19 protein-coding genes and 1 pseudogene are annotated in these 16,258 nt (G+C 36.6%); 8 read left to right on the forward strand and 12 right to left on the reverse strand.

The window, feature by feature from the left end; all coding sequences use genetic code 11:
• Positions 1–456: 456 nt before the first annotated feature.
• The 3 genes from FFU37_RS06865 to FFU37_RS06875 form a co-directional block, all read right to left on the reverse strand.
• A complete protein-coding gene (locus FFU37_RS06865; RefSeq protein ID WP_138489072.1) occupies positions 457–1,338 on the reverse strand; it encodes an alpha/beta hydrolase in 882 nt (293 codons plus the stop codon).
• Between the two features lie 30 nt (positions 1,339–1,368).
• The gene (locus FFU37_RS06870; RefSeq protein WP_039487889.1) at positions 1,369–1,980 is read right to left on the reverse strand and encodes a MarC family protein; all 612 of its coding nucleotides are present in this window, start codon (positions 1,978–1,980) and stop codon (positions 1,369–1,371) included.
• A 162-nt stretch (positions 1,981–2,142) separates the two neighbouring features.
• Positions 2,143–2,625, reverse strand: a complete 483-nt coding sequence (locus FFU37_RS06875; RefSeq protein ID WP_002962624.1) for a GNAT family N-acetyltransferase — start codon at positions 2,623–2,625, stop codon at positions 2,143–2,145.
• A gap of 107 nt (positions 2,626–2,732) precedes the next feature.
• On the opposite strand from FFU37_RS06875, the gene FFU37_RS06880 reads away from it, so the two are divergent.
• The gene (locus FFU37_RS06880; protein ID WP_002962626.1) at positions 2,733–2,933 is read left to right on the forward strand and encodes a hypothetical protein; all 201 of its coding nucleotides are present in this window, start codon (positions 2,733–2,735) and stop codon (positions 2,931–2,933) included.
• Between the two features lie 58 nt (positions 2,934–2,991).
• On the opposite strand, the gene FFU37_RS06885 is transcribed toward FFU37_RS06880, so the two are convergent.
• Positions 2,992–3,186 carry a CPXCG motif-containing cysteine-rich protein gene (locus FFU37_RS06885; protein ID WP_002962627.1) on the reverse strand — a complete coding sequence of 65 codons (195 nt, stop codon included), beginning with the start codon at positions 3,184–3,186 and terminating at the stop codon, positions 2,992–2,994.
• Between the two features lie 281 nt (positions 3,187–3,467).
• Here FFU37_RS06885 and msrA point away from each other — a divergent pair, with 281 nt between their 5' ends.
• On the forward strand, positions 3,468–4,067 hold the full coding sequence (gene msrA / locus FFU37_RS06890; RefSeq protein WP_039487894.1) for a peptide-methionine (S)-S-oxide reductase MsrA: 600 nt from the start codon (positions 3,468–3,470) through the stop codon (positions 4,065–4,067).
• 68 nt (positions 4,068–4,135) lie between these two features.
• On the opposite strand, the gene FFU37_RS06895 is transcribed toward msrA, so the two are convergent.
• Entirely contained in the window at positions 4,136–4,375 is a 240-nt protein-coding gene (locus FFU37_RS06895; RefSeq protein ID WP_002962631.1) for a hypothetical protein, read from the reverse strand.
• A 323-nt stretch (positions 4,376–4,698) separates the two neighbouring features.
• Between FFU37_RS06895 and FFU37_RS06900 the strand changes: the two genes are divergently transcribed.
• The 4 genes from FFU37_RS06900 (at position 4,699) to FFU37_RS06915 (ending at position 9,274) form a co-directional block, all read left to right on the forward strand.
• The gene (locus FFU37_RS06900) at positions 4,699–5,613 is read left to right on the forward strand and encodes a 2OG-Fe(II) oxygenase family protein (RefSeq protein WP_138489073.1); all 915 of its coding nucleotides are present in this window, start codon (positions 4,699–4,701) and stop codon (positions 5,611–5,613) included.
• Between the two features lie 334 nt (positions 5,614–5,947).
• On the forward strand, positions 5,948–7,210 hold the full coding sequence (locus FFU37_RS06905; RefSeq protein ID WP_138489074.1) for a hypothetical protein: 1,263 nt from the start codon (positions 5,948–5,950) through the stop codon (positions 7,208–7,210).
• Positions 7,210–7,650: a type 2 periplasmic-binding domain-containing protein gene (locus tag FFU37_RS06910; protein WP_138489075.1), complete on the forward strand. Its 441-nt coding sequence runs from the start codon at positions 7,210–7,212 to the stop codon at positions 7,648–7,650. Before FFU37_RS06905 ends, FFU37_RS06910 begins: the two co-directional genes overlap by 1 nt.
• A complete protein-coding gene (locus tag FFU37_RS06915) occupies positions 7,643–9,274 on the forward strand; it encodes a sensor domain-containing diguanylate cyclase (RefSeq protein ID WP_138489076.1) in 1,632 nt (543 codons plus the stop codon). Before FFU37_RS06910 ends, FFU37_RS06915 begins: the two co-directional genes overlap by 8 nt.
• A 67-nt stretch (positions 9,275–9,341) precedes the next feature.
• On the opposite strand, the gene FFU37_RS06920 is transcribed toward FFU37_RS06915, so the two are convergent.
• From FFU37_RS06920 to FFU37_RS06935, 4 genes and pseudogenes are all read right to left on the reverse strand, one after another.
• Positions 9,342–9,764 carry a hypothetical protein gene (locus FFU37_RS06920; protein ID WP_138489077.1) on the reverse strand — a complete coding sequence of 141 codons (423 nt, stop codon included), beginning with the start codon at positions 9,762–9,764 and terminating at the stop codon, positions 9,342–9,344.
• A gap of 40 nt (positions 9,765–9,804) precedes the next feature.
• Positions 9,805–10,212, reverse strand: coding sequence for a hypothetical protein (locus FFU37_RS06925; RefSeq protein ID WP_138489078.1), 408 nt, complete (start codon positions 10,210–10,212; stop codon positions 9,805–9,807).
• A gap of 649 nt (positions 10,213–10,861) precedes the next feature.
• Positions 10,862–11,161: pseudogene (locus tag FFU37_RS20385) on the reverse strand (DUF4241 domain-containing protein); the annotation flags it as partial.
• Between the two features lie 297 nt (positions 11,162–11,458).
• Positions 11,459–11,812: a hypothetical protein gene (locus FFU37_RS06935; protein ID WP_138489079.1), complete on the reverse strand. Its 354-nt coding sequence runs from the start codon at positions 11,810–11,812 to the stop codon at positions 11,459–11,461.
• Positions 11,813–12,330: 518 nt separating this feature from the next.
• Here FFU37_RS06935 and FFU37_RS06940 point away from each other — a divergent pair.
• Together FFU37_RS06940 and FFU37_RS06945 are read left to right on the forward strand one after the other, a co-directional pair.
• Positions 12,331–13,032: a metal-dependent hydrolase gene (locus FFU37_RS06940; protein ID WP_002962650.1), complete on the forward strand. Its 702-nt coding sequence runs from the start codon at positions 12,331–12,333 to the stop codon at positions 13,030–13,032.
• 334 nt (positions 13,033–13,366) lie between these two features.
• Complete coding sequence (locus FFU37_RS06945) at positions 13,367–13,969, forward strand: thiamine biosynthesis protein ThiC (RefSeq protein ID WP_138489080.1); 603 nt, start codon at positions 13,367–13,369, stop codon at positions 13,967–13,969.
• Between the two features lie 263 nt (positions 13,970–14,232).
• Here the strand turns inward: FFU37_RS06945 and FFU37_RS06950 are convergent, their stop codons facing one another.
• The 3 genes from FFU37_RS06950 to FFU37_RS06960 form a co-directional block, all read right to left on the reverse strand.
• Positions 14,233–14,598 (reverse strand): hypothetical protein, encoded by a 366-nt coding sequence (locus FFU37_RS06950; RefSeq protein ID WP_138489081.1) that lies wholly within the window; start codon positions 14,596–14,598, stop codon positions 14,233–14,235.
• A 93-nt stretch (positions 14,599–14,691) separates the two neighbouring features.
• Entirely contained in the window at positions 14,692–15,240 is a 549-nt protein-coding gene (locus tag FFU37_RS06955; protein ID WP_138489082.1) for a hypothetical protein, read from the reverse strand.
• Between the two features lie 122 nt (positions 15,241–15,362).
• On the reverse strand, positions 15,363–16,127 hold the full coding sequence (locus FFU37_RS06960) for a DUF1883 domain-containing protein (RefSeq protein ID WP_138489083.1): 765 nt from the start codon (positions 16,125–16,127) through the stop codon (positions 15,363–15,365).
• Positions 16,128–16,258: the final 131 nt, after the last annotated feature.

Raw genomic sequence — 16,258 nt, forward strand, 5'->3', positions numbered from 1 at the left:
TTGACTACCTCTTTGATTACTTTTTTCTATTTTGACTCTATTGCTAAGTTTAGCGTTATAATAAAATTTAGTATGATGTGTTCTTTTATTGTAAAGCCACCAGCCAATTTATATTCACTGCATTAAGAGTATAAAAAGTTGCTGAAACTATATTGAAATTGCAAAGTACTGACACAGCTTATTGCTGATCACAAAGGCAAAAGGCTGATTAAAAGCAGTAACAAATAGATGTGTATATGCTTCATGGGTACTGACGGTATTCTAATTTAATAGTTGTTAACTGTATATAAAAACAGTACATGTAATTGCTGTGCAAAAATAATTTAAACCTACCTTTTTTTGTAAGTCGTTAATAATATTGAACTAAGTAAATTGTATAAAGCTGATTCGTTATCATAAATAGATAAAACAACGACAACTGTATATGTATACAGTTGTCACTTAAACCTATCTAACCTACTTTTTAATAAACGTACTATAACCAGCTAATGCCTTAGCCACACTAATTGATGGATTATCTGAATGCTCAGCACCTTTGTTTATAGCACTTTGCCACACAAGGTTATTGTTAGGGTTGGCTGTTAAAACGGTCTCTAAATTACTAAACGCTTTTAACATTAACGGATGCTCTGCCCCACCCACCGAAAGATATAAATAAGTAGACGATTTAACTTTGTTATCTTGAGCACTTAAAAACGCTTCTAAATTATTAACTACGGTCATATCGTCATACCAAGCCGCTGGGCTAAAAGCAAAATAGCCATTAAACAATTCAGGCTTTGTATGCAGTGTATAAAGCACAAAGCTACCACCTGCCGAAAAACCACTTAATACACGGTTATTACTAAGCTTATATTTTGTTGATAAATAAGGGAGTAACTCAGTTTCAATAAACGCTAAAAACTTGTCGGCTTCACCATTTGGTTCAATAAGTGTTTCATGCTCTGGACGCGCTTGTGTATTTACATCTTGGCGGGCATAAGGGGGCACTAAATCGCGATTACGTGTATCTGTAAAAAACAAATTAGGAATAGACACCAATATAGCCTTATCCCCTTTTTCGCTCTTAGCTTGTTTTGTAAGTGCTTTATCCCATGTATCTAAATTAAAGTTACCATCGGTTTTAATAATTAACGGATACGCTTTTTTAGGATTGTAATTAGCGGGCAATCTTATAAACACTTTGCGCGACTCATTAAGCACGCTTGAGTTAATTGTTACATCTGTATAGGCCGATACATAATGGTTATAATAACGTATAGCTAAAATACCAATAGCAAAAATGACTACGGCTAAACTTAAATTAATAATATAGTGTTTTGTTATTTTTATTGCCATACGGCATTCCTTTCAATGTTTAGGAGTTATTTAATCGAGCTTAACCCATTGCTTTATTTCCAGCGCGGTCATAATAAGCTCAACCGAAAACGCGGCTAAAATCATCCCCATCACACGCGTTAAAATAGACGCGCCGCCAGTACCAATTAGCTTAATAATTTTACCCGAAAGCAGCAACAGTATTAAAGTAATACCCAACACACCAATTGTAACAAGCGCTGTGCCTATTTGAGTAGTAATTGGGTGTATGTGGTTATCGGTAAGTAGTATTACCGCCAAAATAGCGCCAGGAGTCGCCGTTGCCGGTATAGCAAGCGGAAACACGGCTATGTCGTGATCGGGGTCTTGTTTGGCTTTGTTAGAATCGTTTCCAAAAATCATTTGCAGGCCAAACAAAAACAATATAATTCCGCCCCCTAACTGAAACGACACCAACCTAATTCCCATCGCATTAAGTATTAGTTGCCCTATTAAAATAGAACCCAATAATACGCCCCCGGCATAAAGCACCGTTTTAAATGCAGTTTTACGACGTTGTTGATCAGTTAAATGAGAAGTAAGCGCAGCAAACAGCGCCATAGTGCCTATTGGGTCAATGGTCGCCCAAATTACAAGCGCATCTTGAGAGAGTTTTTCTAGCATATAAAATCCTTGTTAAGCGTAAATGTTTAATAAAACACGGGTAACAAATTCATTTGCTTACGCTTAACTATAATAGAAAGCCGCTATTTTTTGTATTTTATTTACTGAGCTTTAAGGATTGAGGATTGAAAAAAGATAAGCACTTATAATTGCCGTCTTGAGTTAAAGTGATTTATGCCAAATAGAATTTTCTCTTAAACTAAAGCCCAGTTTCATAAGTAAATTATGGGAACGTGCATTATGTGCACTCACCTCAGCAGACAAATGTTTAAGCGGAATATGCTTAACTAGAGTTTCAATAAAACCGGTCACCACTTCAAACATTACGCCCTTATCCCAAAAGTCAGGATGCAGCTCAAATCCTATAAACGCACTACTTTTACACGGGGTTAAATTATAAAGCCCACAAGTACCCATTAACTTTCCAGATATATTATGTTCAATTGCAACTCGAATTACTTCACCTTCGTAATATGCACTAATATCATCTTGTATTAATTGTTTGATTTGCGTTTTGCTAAGTGGTGTTTCGTAGTCGTTAAATTCTGACACGTGCGGGTGATTTAAAATATTAAATAAACACGCTGCGTGTTTGTGGGTAACTAAACGTAGCGTAACGCGCTCAAGCTTTGTGGTGTTAAACATTTTATTTAAGTGGTTAGTTAAATTAGCTCTTTATGGGCACGCATTATTAACTTACCATACCCCATTAACAAGCATTATCTTTAAAGCAAAAAGAGTAAGAGAACGTAATGAGTGACGATTTTAAAGTAATACAACCCACTACCACAGTATATTGCCCAAAGCGCGGCGAAGGCTGGACCTTAACAGGCATTACTAATATTAACGAGTTTACCTCAGTAATGTTTGACGGCACACGCTATACGCTTCCAGCACGCGAAATAGTAGAAGAACTTCTTCCTAACCAATTAGCGCGTGAGCAAAATAGCTAACCAAACACATACACAGTAAAAAGGCTGCAATTTTGCAGCCTACTATCTAATTAACGAGTTAAAATGCATCGTCTTCGCTGTAAACATTAACGTTTAGCTCGTCATCATTTTCAAATACCACAAACGAAATAGGCTTACAGCATACTTGGCAGTCTTCTATGTATTGCTCATCAATATCTGCTGCATCAAGTAATACTTCTATGCTTTCTCCACAATAAGGGCAGCTTATTGATGTTTCTGTTAACTGGTTCATTTATCACCTGCTAATTTATATCACGAATGTTGTCACTTTAATGAACACGTAAGCATAATTCAACACCCCATTAAATAACGCATACTTGGCTAACCCAATTAAACCGTGCTACTAACTTAAATAGTGATCTTGTTACTAGCCTTATCCCTATAAAACTTGTCAAAGTACAATATTTTTCACCATAGATAAGTTGGCCAGCCCTCTACAATGAAATTGTATTAGCACTTAGCGGGTCTAACTTTATAAGTATTTATAAACTCACAGTACAGATGGATAATTTTATGAAAAAATCACTTACGCTTGCATTAACATCTGCCGTTATTTTGTTTAGTACATTTTCCCATGCAGCTAAAACCGAAAAAGCCGTTCTAGCTGGAGGTTGTTTTTGGTGTATGGAAAGTGACTTTGAAAAGCTAGAAGGTGTAACCGATGTAATATCGGGCTTTACTGGCGGTAAACTTAAAAACCCGACATACAATGGTAATCATAAAGGCCATTACGAGGCTGTAGAAATTACTTACGATCCGGCCATAGTAAGCTATCAGGGCATACTTGATCATTACTGGGTTAATATTGATCCCTTTGATGCCAAAGGCCAATTTTGCGATAAAGGCCCTAGTTACTTAAGCGCTATATTTGTACAAAACGACGAACAACGTAAATTAGCTGAAAAAACAAAAGCAGCAGTAGTTGCCGAGTTCCCTAATCAAACTGTGGTTACACCTATACTAAACGCAAGCACCTTTTACCCTATAAAAGGGAGGGAAAGCTTTCATCAAGATTATTACAAAAATAACCCAATCCGATACAACACCTATCGTTGGCGTTGTGGTCGCGACAGCCGCCTAGAAGAAATTTGGGGCGACAGAGCAACCCATTAATCGCGTTTAATCAGGTAATCCACTGTAAAATATTAAAAGGCTGGTTTAATTATCAGCTTTTTAATGTTTTAGTTATTGCGAGATTCTTTAATAAATCGATATCTAAATTCAGATAAATAACCAACAATGCTAACAAGCAAAGCAGAATTAAAATCACCTCTCACAAGCTGTGTCCAAACATTTCCTTCTCCATTAAAGCTAATGTAAATAACCATAATAAAAGCAACAAACGCTGAAACTTGATACATCCAAGAATATTCACCAAAAAATTTCTGTGTCACACTTTTTTCTTTTAATTTATCTTCCACAATTAATCTCCATTTTATATTGCTATTAAATCCTAGCTATAACATAGGCAAAACAAGGAATTTATAATAAAGGTTTATTTATACACCGTCTATTTCATAAAGCCTTTGTTATTAAGCTAAGTGCTTGAATAGCAAATAGGATACGTGGTACTTCGCTTTAAGTGGACAGTATTGCTTGACTAAAGATACTTAGTTTTAGGATTCATTATCAATAAATAGTATATTCTGTTTCCTAAAGCAGGCTGTTTATCTACTAAATCAAATGCAATAAATTGCACTCCTAAATTGATATAAACCAAATTCAACAACTGGAGTTACACAAAATGTTTGCCAATCAATTACAACTAGCGCGTGCTCTAGAGTTACCAACACGACAAGCCATGCTTTACCGTGAACAATCAGTACAACACTTTTGGAATAGCAACACCGACCTAATTACAAACGCGTGGAGCGAATGGGAAGCCACATCAACAGATAGCTCAACGTTTACGCTAGACGACACACTACTTGATAAAAACCTGCGTGAAGCAGTAAAACAAGCATGGGAAGATCCATCAAAAGAGCTAGCCGTAAAAGCGTTATTACACGAAGTAGCGCCTGATGTGTTTCAATTTCAATTTTTTGATCCTGAACGCCTAGCAGTATTACGCGGATATTTAGAACAAGTATTGAATTCGCAAATCCCTATGCGCCCGCCATACGGCATAGTGTTAAATCGCCGTGGTGCCATGCTTGATAGCCGATCAGAAGGTTATTTAGCCGCGCCAAGCTTTCAAGCATTTTATTACGAAATACTAAACACTTATATGCGCCCTATTTCACGTATGCTGTTCCCGGAAGTTATGGGGTTTGATACACAAACATTTGGCTTTTCAATTTATTATGAGCCAAATACAGATTCGTCAATTCGCCCACATACCGACGCATCAGCTGTAACGCTTAACATTAACTTAAACTTACCAGGCGAAGAGTTTACAGGGTCACAAGTGGACTTTTATCACCCGTACACAGGTGACATTAAATCACTTACCTTTAAGCCTGGTACTGCCATGTTACATCGAGGCAATATTGCACACGCAGCCAAGCCTATTACCAGTGGCGAGCGAACCAACTTTGTATTGTGGTTGTATGGGGAGCGCGGTCGATTACCAGCACAAGGTGCACCACGTATTCCTGTTGATGCTAAACAGCGCTGGACTAACCCTAACAAACCAAATGATGGCTATGCACCATTTTAAGTAAGCGCTTTTAACGTTTTAAATACAAATGGCTGCCTAATTTAAGCAGCCTTATAAAAGTAAAGCTTATCCAGTAACCAACACGTTTTAAGTTTAGTAACATCAAAAAACCGCCCTATTCATAATCTATATTGTCGCCACTTATAACAATAGATAACACAAATTTTCCGCCTTGCTGTTCTTATGTCCCAGTACTTCGCTTAACAAAGTACAAAATTTAGGGGGATGGCATGTTTTTTTGTATTTAATTGATAAGCCACTGTAATGCTTAAGTTGGTAATTTAATAAACTGTGCTATCTTTTTACTATCTATATCATAAAAATAAGCGCTAACATGTTGTTCCGAGGTACAATTGCCATAGCTATATTGGTAATTTCCGCTGCTAATAAAAGCTATGCAGATGAAGTAGACGTGCAATTTAGTGGTTTTGCATCCTTAACACTCAGCTACACGGACGATTCAGATATTGGCTTTGCATCGAGTTATTCAAATGTCAACGAATCTGGTTTTTCAGCAACGCGAGATTCAATTTTAGGTGGGCAGGCTAATATATCATTGGCCAAAAATTGGGACTCTGTGTTTCAAGTAGTTATTCAAGATCATGCCTTTAAAAGCTTTGATAATTTTTTAGAGCTCGCCTTTGTGCGCTATCGCCCTACCCGTCATTGGGCTATTCGTGCAGGCAGGTTAAATAGTGACCTTTACTTACTATCGGAATACCCTTACGTAGGATATGCCTACTTATGGGTGCGCCCGCCTCATTCGCACTACTCGTTTGCAAACATTGCAGGAAATTTCGATGGTGTAGATGTTGAATACAGCAAAGCAATTAACGACGGTTTTTTACGTTTAAAACTTGCTTATGGTAGTACAACAGCCAAGCTACAAGCCTATAATGACGACTTTTTTATTGATTTTGATAACTTAACAACTTTTAGCGCAACCTACTCTTTAGATGCTTGGACTATGCGTTTTTCATTATCAAAGTCAGACTTTGGGGATTATAAGTTAACCTCCTTAGATGAATATTTAGCCGCACTCAACGCAATACCACAAAGTATATGGCCGCAAGCGCAAAAAATATCAAACAAATTTAACACCAAAGGCAACAGTATAGAATACGCCGCATTTGGGCTTACTTACGATCACAACAATTGGCTAATCCAATCTGAGATGGGTATTTCAGAATCAGATTGGATAGTTGCTCCGTCAGTTCTTAGTGGCTACATTAGTGCAGGTTACCGTGTAGATAACGCAATATTTTATACAGGTTTTACAGCGGCTAAACACCGACATGACGTAATAAAAGTAAACGATCCTGCTTTTCCGCCAAGCACTCCCGAGCAATTTTCAGTGCCTATACAACAACTCGCAGTTGCCAGTCAGTCTGCTGTTAAAGTTACCAATGTTCACCAACACTCAATTAACGTAGGCGTAAAATGGCAACTGTCTGAGAGCATAGCATTAAAAGCCCAGTTAGACCGCTTTGATATAAAGCCTCAAGGCGCTGGCTTATGGAGTCTTAGCAACCCTTCAGATGTTGATGAGGGCCACAAAGTACATATACTTAGTCTAAATGCTAGTATGGTGTTTTAATGATGAGCCCTCGCAACTTGTTTATAACTGCATTGCTGCCCTTGTGCCTGCTTTTTATGAGCTTTTATGCTAAATCTACAGAGTTTGTAGTCGTGGTTAATAAAAGCAATGCGATTAACGCATTATCAAAACGAGAAATTATTGATATTTACATGGGCCGGTATTTAACTTTCCCTGATGGTGAGACATCAAAACCGCTTGATTTGCCCGCGCAATCAACATTAAAAAACGACTTTTACCTGCAGCTGGTCAACAAAAATGAGCAAAAAATTAATGCTTATTGGGCAAGGCTTTTATTTTCAGGGCGTGCAAAGCCACCCACTCCTTCAACATCGGTAGAAGACGCAATAAACAAAATAGCAGCATCACAATTTGCAATTGGCTACATTCCGCTATCGCAAGTTACAGATGAAGTAAAAGTGGTATACACATTTGATTAAAATTATTAGCCAAAAACTCTACATACGCGTCGCTATATCAATTGCGTTAGTTGCTATTGTTGTGTCTTTAGTCTCGTCTATGCTCTCTTATTACTCAGGCTTTAAAGAGAAAAAAAATACAAATTACTTACTCGTTCAACAGTTAGCGCAAACAATGGAAAAAACAGCCGCCATAGCAGCCTACCTAAACGACAGAGAATTAAGCCAAGAAATTATTAACGGCCTACTCAGTAATGACTTAGTGCAAGGCGCAAGCCTAGAAGGAGAAGTAAACCCTAAAGGAGAGATGGATTTATTTATAGCAAAAGGATCTACTAACAAAAAAAATGAAGCTGTTTTAATTAAATTAGTTCACCCTTTTATAGAAGACACTTTTATAGGTGTACTCGCCATATATCCTGATGATAACTTTATTGAACAACAAGCACAGTCAGCGCTTATAAAAGAATTTATCTTAATGCTGATTCAATCCATTGTTATCGCATTTTTTGTATCGCTGGTAGTTCAGCGTTGGCTTACACAGCCTATTCAAAACCTAACCGACAGCTTTGCTAAAATAAATCCAAGCGAGCCAGAAACCCTTAAAATGCTAACCTTCAAGCAAGGCAAGCGGGACGAAATAAGCCGTTTAACCCAAGGTATAAATGCCTTAATGCACGAGCTACATTTAACTATTAGTAATGAGCAAACACTGCGTAAAAAAACTCAAGAGCTAGAAGCTAAATTTAGACTTATTTTTGAACAAGCCAGCGCAGGTATTTGTTTACTCGATGACAAAAACATTATCACCACCTTTAACCCTGCATTTAAGCATTACTTTACCGTACCTGGTGAAGAAGAATTACCAACCTTGCATTTTCCTGAGTTACTTAGCAATGTAGACGAATTACAAAGCCTACTGGCAGATATTCGCTCTGCTAAAAACCCACCACAAACCACCTTAGATGTAGAGTGTAAAGTTGGCTATAAAACGGTATGGTTTCATTGTTTATTTGTAAGGTTAACAGACCAAAGAGATACCAAACGAAACCCCAAACAAGAGCAGCTAGTAGAAGTAATTTTACACGATGTAACCGAGCGCGCAGAACGCGAACAGCAAACCCGCTTTGAAGCCGATCACGACCCACTCACTGGCTTATTAAACCGACGCGCCGGTGAAAAACGCCTTAAAAAAGCACTACGTGAATGTATTAAACACAATGAACATTTAGTGCTTATGATGATTGATTTAGATAAGTTTAAACCCATTAACGACACCTACGGCCACGAAGCCGGCGACAAAGTGCTAATTGAAATAGCACACAGATTTAAAACACTTTTTCACGAAAAAAACGACATGTGTATCCGCCTAGGCGGTGACGAATTTATTGTTGCGCAGCAAATTAAAACCTACGATAAAACGGCAACACAACAAAAAGCGAACGCCTTACTCAATGAGTTAAAATACGATATTAATATTGCGCAAAATAAAACATGCGCAGTAGGTGCAAGCATAGGAATTGCAATAGCCCCATATGATGGTAATGAACTACATCAATTAATGCACAACGGTGATAAAACTCTTTATCACGTAAAAGAAACAGGCCGAGGGCAAATTGCATTTTACGATGAGTTTAAAAAGTAAAATGGTGTGAATTAAATAAGATCACGCAGTTTCCTGAAGTTATGAAAATAGACAGTAGAAGTGAATACTATAAAGTTTTCACGACTTTCAAATAGTCTTTATTATAAAAGTACGCTGCTAAACCAAAGTAAATAACAGGACCAAAATAAGCGATTGGGAAGTGAGCATAAATACTAAGATAGATAATCGATAAAATAAAAAATAAACTAACACTAAAGCAAACAACTGCCAAAAACCTGCCTAACCAACGTATAGATTGGGCAGCTATATTTAAAACAAACAAAGCAAGAGCACCAAGCATAGTAACTCCTACAGCGTTTAAATCTTTGCCATGTTCTACACCGTCAACGCTATAATACATCATGTAATGAGCAAGCGGAGTCAGTGCTAATAAAGCCCAGAAACCATAACTGCTCCATGTTGATGAAACAAAATAGTCACTACCAATATTAGGCGCAGGAAACGATGCTTTATATCTATTTTGGTTCATGTTTATTTTCCTTATGACACACTATAAAAAGCTACTTTATTTATTCATTTAATAACATAATTTTATTATCAAATTCAGATTTGCCATTTATTTTTTTACAAATTTTGTAAGAAATATTTTGAGATGACAAATCTAAAGAATGATCTTTTGAAGACTCATCTGATGTCACTTTTACTGAGCTTATTGATTTAATTGGTAAATATTTGTTATTAGAAAACTCATAGATAAAAAATTCTAAGTACTCTACACCACTTATTTTAGATTCAAAAAAACCGCGTAAAACAGGGATTCTGTAGTTACTATTGTTGCATTTTACATACATGACAGAAATAAGTTCTAATTCTCTTGATGCTTGCCGATCCGCTATGACCTTAGGAGAGTCATTATTTGGGGAAGATAAAATATATTCTTGATCGTTTTTCTCAGTAAGCGTAAATTCACTGCTCAATGTATGCATTGGTAATAAACTAAAAACAATTGATATTAATATTTTAATAAACGTTACCTTTTATAATGTAATTTAAGCGCTTATAAACCTATCATAGCGTTCTTTTAAAGGTGTCTCTGTACTATATTAGTTGAAGGTTTAACTTCCCAATGAGTTTACGACGAAGGCACAACTTATTTCTATTAACTTTATTTTCTGCTCGCATTTTTTGAACTAATAAAATTTTTTAGCACACCACTAAAAGATTAAATGATAATTTTTTATATAGAAATAGCCAACAAGCGCAAACGTCGCATACAACAAAGATTTGAGAGTTACGGGCCAATTAGTTTTGAAATTTAACAACGTTATGATTACGCCAGATAGTAAAACACTACACCAAATAGCAACCACAATAAACGAAGTAAAAAAATCAATAACATCGCCTAAACCGTAAGCTTCACCCGCAACTACGGGTACCTGATCATATAATTTTGAACGATAGAGAAGGCCTAAAAGTACAATAATGTAAATTGCAGCAAGACTAACGTCCAAAAACTTTTTGAATCTAAATTCCACTGACTAAATGACTCCAATCAAAACAAAAATATTGGCTGTAAATAATTAACGTTTTAGCCATGAATTTATATACAGCCATAATTAAATTGTCTTAAATCGACTCGTACAGACCATGTTCATTCTCTTTGACGAGTATCATAAAATCTATATAAAGTGATACCACATCACCACTATTACCACCCCCCCAAAAAGCGGGATAAGCACCATCTCCAAATCCACTACTCGATATGACACAATCATTATTGTCTGTGATTGACACTAATTGAGGTTTTCCATTTCGGCACCACTCATCAAAGGTTCTTTCTTTAGTAATTTGGCTTGCAACCATAAGACTACTTACATCAAAAATAGCTAAATTTCCGGCATCAACACCATAAACTCCGTTACCACTTGGCGTGTTAGCGGCATACCATTTTACTGGTAACTCACTATCGGATAACTTGACTCTTACCCGCTACGCGATCATGTATTGTTACTGCTTCTTCAGCATAATCTCCAGGGGTTATCTTTCTTTGTATTTGCTCAAAATCATAGATATCATAACCAAGATCTAATATGCCAATAATTCCTGAATTAGTACGTAAATTACCAATCTTTTTTAGCCTTACAACATCTTCATCTAACTGAGGTAGTTTAATACTTCGTCCTGCTTGAAAAAGTATATTTTCATTAAGGTCTATGTGTTCTTCTATATTTTTTCCTTTTTTTTACTCAAGCGTACAGATGATTCAGTTATAGAGATTAAAAAAAAGAATGCAAACAACCCGCCACACCATGTGGCAAACACCCAAATTGCCGGTTTAAGCTCATGCCAGGTATCAATATTAATAGTGGCAAAGTAAAACAGTCCTAATGAAATAAATGGCAATATGAACAAAGAGTAAAAAGCCCCCATAACAGCATGCATCAACACTTTCTGGTAAAAACTGGGTTTGCTAGTCCCCAAATCCACCAAACCAAAAACACATTGCGTAGCGATAAACAGACAAATAAACTGTAAAAAGCTCCAACCTAAAGCTGCCAATATAGCAATTAGTTGCATTTATATTCCCTTATTCATAGTAGTTAGACTATCTAAATGGATTTTAACTAGAGGAACTGTGCTTTCATCTTCTAGAGTGATGAAGGGATCATTGTTATCAAATTTTCTTATACTCAAAGTTTGCATTTGACTGTTGACCAGAGCAAAACCTTGATCATTCTCTAATATTCTCTTCGTTTCCCTACTATCGTTAATTGGAAAATAGTATTTACTAAATATAACATTTTCAATTGCTGAACTTGAAAAGCTCAACAGTAACGCAAGGACTATGAATATTCTATGCACTAGTAATTCCTTTTAGTAAGTTAGATATACCACATTAAAAAATATATTTTAAAATCAACTTCAAACTACATACGGAGATATGCCAATGTGATGTATCAATAACCCTTTAAAAAACCTTAGACATTCTCTTAATATTAATCAGGATTGTAAAACATATATAACCTTAAAAGAACATTGAACAATTAAGTTTTTGATTGCTAGAATGCCAACCTATTTTTCTATCAAGAGATACAATGGCAAACTTCAATACTCATCTTAATACTGCCGTAATCATCACAGGCTTAGGCTCGGCCACTTTATTATCTGCAGGCCATATCGATTTAAAGGGCGCACTCTGGCTTTGGTTTTTAGGCTCAATTGGCGGCCTATTACCAGATATAGATTCAGATAACTCAACATCACTCGATACTATTTTTAACTTATTTGCACTGAGCGCTGTATTACTGGTACTGCATTACATAACCACCGAGCTCATTATTGAAATTAGCTTTATCGAGTTAATCGTAGTGCCGTTATTGGTTTACGGATTTATGAAATACATTATTAGACCTATTTTTGAATGGATCACAGTACACAGAGGTAGTTGCCACTCTTTACTATTTATACTGTTATGCGCGCTATTAACGACTCAAGTAACATGGAAACTGAATGACCAATCAACCACACAAGCAGCCGTCTTTGCCTGGTTAACGGGTGGGTTTATTTTACTCGGCGGATTAATTCATTTATTACTGGATGAAATTTACAGTGTGGATTTAAGTAATGTCACCATTAAACGCTCTTTCGGAACCGCTTTAAAAATAGCTGACTTCGATAATAAACTAATTACGCTAGCTTCAATTATTGCCATTGCAGGTTTGATCTATGTTGCCCCTCCCACAGAACAAACTATTACAGCGTTAAGTGACTGGTCTCATTTTACGTTTTTATCTTAACGCCATAAGTAATAAGCCGTTTAACCACATACTCAAAATGTGTGCCCTCTTGGTAATTAAATGTTGATTTACTAAGAGGGCATGAGGCACTGCGCTTTTAGATACATGCATGGCTAAACCAAAGCGGCTTTGCAAAGTTAGGTTTAATTAAAAGCCTGAGCCTGTTTGTTATTAATTATTATTTTTAAAGGTTTAAGTGAAATAATTTACTCGCTTTACCTGTCTTATACCTACAACGATAAACGCTATTTAATACAAATACTAAGCAGTTTGATACATTCAAATCCGCAACAACTGTTGAAAGCGTCAAATATAAAATCAAAAGAGGTCCATAATGGAATTTACACATAAACGCACCACCCTAATTACAGCATCTTTATTGTTGGTATTGGCGATATCACAGGGTATTTATTCAGCCCTTTACAGTGCTGAAATTAGTTTTTCAAGACAGGTTGCTTGGGGGCTAGAAGCACTGGTATTTACTTTACTTGTTGCCTTTGCAGGCGCAGCTATGGTGCAAGCAAAAAACGCACAACTAGGCTGGTCGGCTATCGCGTTTAGCGCAGTACTTAACATAGTGCAGGTAAGCGTTGGCCTTACTTTGTTTTCTACATTTGGAAAAGTTGCGGGCACAGTAGAAGGCGCACAACCTTTAATTGGTGGCGTGGTGTCTCTATCATTCATGATTTACTACGCAGCCAAGGTACTATTAGGGTTAGCAGCACTTGTTTTTGGCCTGTCTTTTATCGCTAAAGGCGGCAAAGCAATAGGTAGCCTTACAGCCCTAGCAGGCGCAGTTGCAATGCTTGCCAATGGTATTTTAATCACCTTTGGTCGTGATGGATTTCTACCATCAGCTGTTGCTGGCGCTTCGGGTATGATTGCAACATTACTTTTAGCAATATGTTTAATGAGCCTTTACCGCAAAAAAGACTAAGGTTTAATGCCTTATGAGTAAGGTATTAAGCTAAATAATGTTTAAACATCGGCGTGTATTAAAGAACCTAATCCGCCGATGTTTTACGTTTGGTCACAGCCATCTTATTTTTTAAGGCTAACTCACAAAGAGGATATGAGGCGCTGCGCTTTTAGAGGGTAAAATAACTAATATCAAAACCTTTTAACCAATTGATGTATGAAGTCAAGATTTGACCCCAATTACTCCTAAGTTTTCGGATTGGAAACTCTTGTTAGTGGGCTTTAATCACGCATGAATGATTCTTTAGAATGAGCATCGGCTGATGCTTGAGCCTCGCAACTTTCACAATATTTCCCTTGTTCTTGATAATATTCAACAAGATCTTCATCATCTAAAGTAGCTTCACAGTCACGATGAACCTCATCAAACTCATGTGTATAACCAGAGCATTGCACATCTTCTATTAATGGTCTGATACAATTATCAAAGTGATATTTTTGTGAATCAGATAATTTCTCATATCCATTTTCAGCAGCAAACGAAGCAATTCCAACAATCGTTTTTTCGTCAGCTTTATTATCCCTTGCTGATTGCTCTAATATTTCAGGGCTATTCGTGCTTATCTCTTTTAGTGCTTCTAAGTTCATTGCAAATTCCTTGTAAAGTTTGATGATGTAGACTCAGCTTGCCCACTAACGCCTCAATCAGCCGACGCGTTAGCGGTCGGTTGCATTGACTTGTTAGGCATTTTCGTTCCACCAGGCAGAGTAAAGCTCTGGTGACACTTTAAATATATCGTTTATGATTTTAACTTCTTCTAAATCCTCGTTTTCTTTTTTTCTAGCATAAAGTAAGATGTATAAAGAAAATAAAATAAATTTGTCGATAATTTGCTTTTGTGAAAATATACAAAGCCTTGCATGTAGCTCAGGAAGGAGTAACGGCAGCCTATCAGGATTTATATGTTTCTTGTTTAACGAAAAATATGACTCATAAAGAAATGGGGAGTTATTGATTAAACTAAAAAATCTTTCAAAAGACTCTCTAAATATTACAACCCTTTGTTCTTCGATCTCTTCTTTATTTTTTATTTTTATGCCTAACAGTTCGTACGTTTCACGAATTGAGAATAGCTCTCTCTCAATTGAATTAATCTGACTCTCAAGTTCCTGCTCTTTCTGTATTCTAATCTTATCTCTTTCTTTAACAGCAACTAGAATCAAAGTCACTATTGCTATCGTTGGAGATAAAATAGGTACGAATATATCTTTTATTAATTCATACAGCATAACAAACTCCTTCTGAATGCCCAACGCCTTGCTAAGCGGCGAAAAATAGTTGGCTAAAATTAGCTAGGAACGAGCAACAGCCAACTGTTTTTTGTCCGTTTAAGCAAATTGTTATACCTTTTCTACACTGAAGTTAATAGCTCTGATATTTCTTGAGCAATTTCCTCAATAGTGTGAGTCGCGGTACTTCTTGCCACTTTGTCAGCTAATGACGGACTAAAATCAACAACTTGTTGTTTCGTGATGTTATGCCAAATAGGAAGTAATATTTGCTCACCAGAAACAGTTCTTGTAACCATTCCATCAAGCTCGTAGTTAGTCCAACCTTTTTTGATAAACGAAGGGGATAAGACAACTAAACCCACGCGACTATTAGCAAGACCTTTATCGATTTTTTGTCTTAAACTATCGCCAAGTCTTAATGTCATTTCGTCATACCAAACATTTAAGCCTAACTCAATTAAAGCGTTTGCTAACGGACGAACAAATTCATCCTTATCTTCAGATGCATGAGATATAAAAACATCATGTGTTTCTACACCTGTCTCTGTAGATGGTGGAATATTGTCTCTGACAAGACTCGGCACTTCACTAAGAGGTCTTTCTCGAGTTTCAGGTAATGCACCAGGAAGTACTTGAACTGATGCTCTGGTTCCATTTCTTAAGCCTTGAGTGTCGACAGCAACATGCCAATGACCTGAACTTGGAATTTGCATTCTGTATGGCGATTGTTTTACTAGTCCACCAATATACTTATGTCTTCTGCCATTCTTATAATTATTGAAGTTTGGCGAATCCATTAAACGCACATTCGCGCCACTCGTCAGAGTAACTTGTACTATTTCACCTCTTGTTCTTTGACCAAGGTCATTATGTATAAATTGCAATTCAAATACTCCATATTCGCAAAAAGGTATAACAGCTTATTGGAACCCCACTTTGGTGGTTTATAACACCCTAAAACGGCGCATATTACATTGTTCGATATTTACGCTAAATAACTCTATTAGTAACAACT

The sequence above is a fragment of the Pseudoalteromonas distincta genome, assembly GCF_005877035.1.
GTDB lineage: Bacteria > Pseudomonadota > Gammaproteobacteria > Enterobacterales > Alteromonadaceae > Pseudoalteromonas > Pseudoalteromonas distincta.